Source organism: uncultured Microbacterium sp. (assembly GCF_913776565.1).
Lineage (GTDB): Bacteria > Actinomycetota > Actinomycetes > Actinomycetales > Microbacteriaceae > Microbacterium.
The window spans coordinates 1-3,510 of record NZ_CAJYPF010000057.1; the positions used below are offsets into that span (position 1 = coordinate 1).

3 protein-coding genes and 1 pseudogene are annotated in these 3,510 nt (G+C 71.3%); 3 read left to right on the plus strand and 1 reads right to left on the minus strand.

Annotated elements, in window-relative coordinates; translation table 11 throughout:
* Positions 1-725: pseudogene (locus QZ433_RS03485) on the minus strand (bifunctional metallophosphatase/5'-nucleotidase); the annotation flags it as partial.
* A 222-nt stretch (positions 726-947) separates the two neighbouring features.
* Between QZ433_RS03485 and QZ433_RS03490 the strand changes: the two are divergent.
* The 3 genes from QZ433_RS03490 to QZ433_RS03500 all read left to right on the plus strand — a co-directional run.
* Positions 948-1,667 (plus strand): VIT family protein, encoded by a 720-nt coding sequence (locus QZ433_RS03490; RefSeq protein WP_295780028.1) that lies wholly within the window; start codon positions 948-950, stop codon positions 1,665-1,667.
* A gap of 179 nt (positions 1,668-1,846) precedes the next feature.
* Positions 1,847-3,025 carry an acyl-CoA dehydrogenase family protein gene (locus QZ433_RS03495; protein ID WP_295780029.1) on the plus strand — a complete coding sequence of 393 codons (1,179 nt, stop codon included), beginning with the start codon at positions 1,847-1,849 and terminating at the stop codon, positions 3,023-3,025.
* A gap of 171 nt (positions 3,026-3,196) precedes the next feature.
* Positions 3,197-3,510, plus strand: a 314-nt coding sequence (locus QZ433_RS03500; protein ID WP_295780030.1) for an enoyl-CoA hydratase-related protein, incomplete at its 3' end; no start/stop codon positions are given.

Sequence of the window (3,510 nt, forward strand, 5' to 3'; positions counted from 1 at the left end):
GAGCCCTGGTCGGGGGCGGCCACGTCGGGGCCGAAGACGCGCACCTTCGCGTCGAGCGTCTTGGTGCCGCCCTGCTCGAAGGCGCGGAAGCCCGCGGTCTTCACGGCGCTCTGCGCCGGGGCGGTGAGCGCCGTCGTCAGCGCGATGACGCTGACCGTGCCCTCGGGGTCGCTGGAGAAGTCGTTCGCGGGCTCGCCCTCGTTGGCGACGACGGCGTAGGAGCCGTCCTTCGAGAAGGTGACCATGTCGGGCAGGGCGCCGACGGTGACCTTGCCGAGCGTGGCGGTCGACGCGTCGTCCTTGTTGGCGTCGAAGAAGACGAGGTGACCGGGAGCGGTCTTGTCCTTCGCCTCGAAGGCGACGACGCCGAGGCCGTCGTCGCGCACGGCGACGGAGTTGGCGACGCCGTCCGAGGTGATGTCGAACAGTTTGACGGGCTTCTTGGGGTCGCGGTTGTCGAGCACCGTGACGCTGCCCGCCTGCGCGTTGACGACGAAGAGCCGGTCGCGGTAGGCCTGCACGATCTCGGCGGCGGACTGCTTGTAGACGCCGGTGTCGTACGAGCCGACGGGGGTGACGCTGAGCGCCGCGCCCGGGGCGCTGTTCGAGACGGGTGTGCTGACGGCGGCGGCGGATGCCGCGGTCGTGCTCGACAGGGCGAGCGCGCACACGGCCGCGGTCGTCGCGGTGAACGCGACGGCGCGGCGCAGGAGGGTCGAAGGCATGGCTGTGTCCTCGGGTGCCGGGGGACGACGCGCGCGCGACGGGCCGTGCGCGTGCCGGTCGCCGCGGGGGCGGCGAACCCCGCGATCCTCTCCCGCTCCGGTGACATCCGTGTGAACGGCGTGCGAACGCGGCCGTGTCGAAGGGGGCGGATGCCGTTTCTCCACGATCTGCGCGTCGTGCAAGCCCGGATTCGGCGACGGCGACGGGTCTACCCTGGCGCCATGACGACAGCGAACGGCGCGCACGCGGACGAACCCCACCGCCAGGGACTCTCGCAGCGCCTGAACTGGCTGCGCGCGGGCGTGCTCGGCGCCAACGACGGCATCGTGTCGACCGCGGCGGTCGTGGTCGGCGTCGCGGGCGCGACCAGCGACACGGGCCCGGTGCTCATCGCGGGACTCGCGGCGCTCGTCGGCGGGGCGATCTCGATGGCGCTGGGCGAGTACGTGTCGGTGTCGAGTCAGCGTGACAGCGAGCACGCGCTCATCCAGAAGGAGAGGCGCGAGCTCGCCGAGGATCCCGAGGCCGAGCTCGCCGAACTGGTGGGCATGTACGAGGCGCAGGGCTTGTCGCGCGACACGGCGACGCGCGTGGCGACCGAGCTGACGGCATCCGATGCCCTCAAGGCCCATCTGGCGGTCGAGCTCAACATCGACGCCGACGACGTGGTCAGCCCCTGGGCGGCGGCGATCGCCTCGGCGGTGGCGTTCACGATCGGTGCGCTGCTGCCGCTGGCGACGATCCTGCTGGCGCCGGTCGAGATCCGCGTGCCGCTCACGTTCGTCGCGGTGCTGCTCGCCCTGGCCATCACCGGGTACGTCGCGGCCTTCATCGGCGGCGCACGTCGCGGCCGGGCCGTGCTGCGCACGGTGGTCGGCGGGGCGCTCGCACTGGCCGCGACCTATGCCGTGGGTGCGCTCTTCGGTGTGTCCGCCGGTTGACCCCGTGAGCGCAGGGCGTCACCGATAAACGCCGTTGCGGGCGAGGAACGCTGTGTCACCGCGTTTTTCAGCAGGAATGGCGTTCATCAAGGGCGGGTAGTCGTGGGGCCTACCAATTAGTAGGACGTCCAGGTAATCTGAGGGGGCGACGTCGTCGTCGCCTCACGAAGGAGAGCCGCATGGACACCACCCCTGCCCCCGCGCTCGACGTACCGCCGGTCAGCACCCTGTCCGCCGATGAACGCGCCGCCATCCTCGACGCCGTCCGCGATTTCGCGGCGGCCGAATTCGCCCCGCACACCCTCGAATGGGATGCCGAGAAGCACTTCCCCCGCGACGTCCTGCGTCGCGCGGGCGAGCTGGGTCTCGGCGGCGTCTACGTCAACGACGACGTGGGCGGCGCCGGGCTGACGCGCGCGGACGCGGTGGCGATCTTCGAGGAGCTCGCCTACGGCGACCCCACCGTGACGGCGTACATCACCATCCACAACATGGTCGCGTGGATGATCGACACCTACGGCACCGAGGCGCAGCGCCATCGCTGGCTGCCCGGACTGGTCGCGATGGACGACCTGGGCGCATACTGCCTCACCGAGCCGGGCGCGGGCTCGGATGCTGCGGCGATCACCACCTCGGCGATCCGCCACGGCGACACCTACGTGCTCACGGGGGTCAAGCAGTTCATCTCGGGTGCCGGAGAGGCATCCGTCTACGTCGTCATGGCCCGCACCGGGGAACCGGGGGCGCGCGGGATCAGCGCGTTCCTCGTCCCCGCCGCCGCCGAGGGCCTGTCGTTCGGGCCGAACGAGAAGAAGATGGGCTGGAACGCCCAACCCACCCGCCCGGTCATCCTCGACGAGGTGCGCGTGCCCGCCGAGAACCTGCTCGGCGGCGAGGGGCGCGGGTTCTCGATCGCGATGACGGCGCTCAACGGCGGGCGCCTGAACATCGCCACGTGCTCGCTCGGCGGGGCGCGGTGGGCGCTCGACCGCGCGATCGCCTACGTGCACGAGCGCTTCACGTTCGGCGAGGCTCTCAGCGAGAAGCAGTCGGTGATCTTCGCGGTCGCCGACATGGCCACCGAGCTCGACGCCGCGCGCCTGCTCGTGCGCGACGCCGCCCAGGCGCTGGACGCGAAGGCCCCCGACGCGGCGACCCGCTGCGCGATGGCCAAGCGCTTCGCGACCGACGTCGGTTTCCGCGTCGCGAACGAGGCGCTGCAGCTGCACGGCGGCTACGGGTACCTGCAGGACTACGGCATCGAGAAGGTCGTGCGCGACCTGCGGGTGCACCAGATCCTCGAGGGCACGAACGAGATCATGCGGCTCATCGTGGGCCGCAACGTCCTTGCCGCGTGACGCGCGCGCGACGGCCGACGCGCGATCACACGTTCGACGCGAACGCACCTGCGCTGGCCGTGGCGTTGCGCGTGATCTCGGGACGAACGGGTGATCTCGACGCGCGGCGGACGGGGCCGCGTGCGAGCATGCCAGAAGCGGGGCGAACCGCGACGACACGACGGGAGTGACATGACGGATCACGATGGCGGGTACGAGACGATCCGCGTCGAGCAGCGGGGCCGCGTCGGGTGGATCACGCTCGACCGGCCCGCGGCGCTGAACGCCCTGAACACGCAGTCGATGCGCGACGTCGTCGCCGCCGCCGAGGCGTTCGACGCCGATGAGGGCGTGGGGGCGATCGTCGTCACGGGGAGCGAGAAAGCCTTCGCCGCGGGAGCCGACATCAAGGAGATGGAGCAGAAGTCGGGTCTCGACATGATGCTCACCGATCACTTCGGCGCCTGGGCGCGCTTCGCGGCGGTCCGCACCCCCGTGGTCGCCGC

Bases quoted from the DNA above. Each gene is read 5' to 3' on its own strand.
- QZ433_RS03490 (WP_295780028.1), top strand. From the start codon at position 948: ATGACGACAGCGAACGGCGCGCACGCGGACGAACCCCACCGCCAGGGA.
- QZ433_RS03495 (WP_295780029.1), top strand. From the start codon at position 1,847: ATGGACACCACCCCTGCCCCCGCGCTCGACGTACCGCCGGTCAGCACC.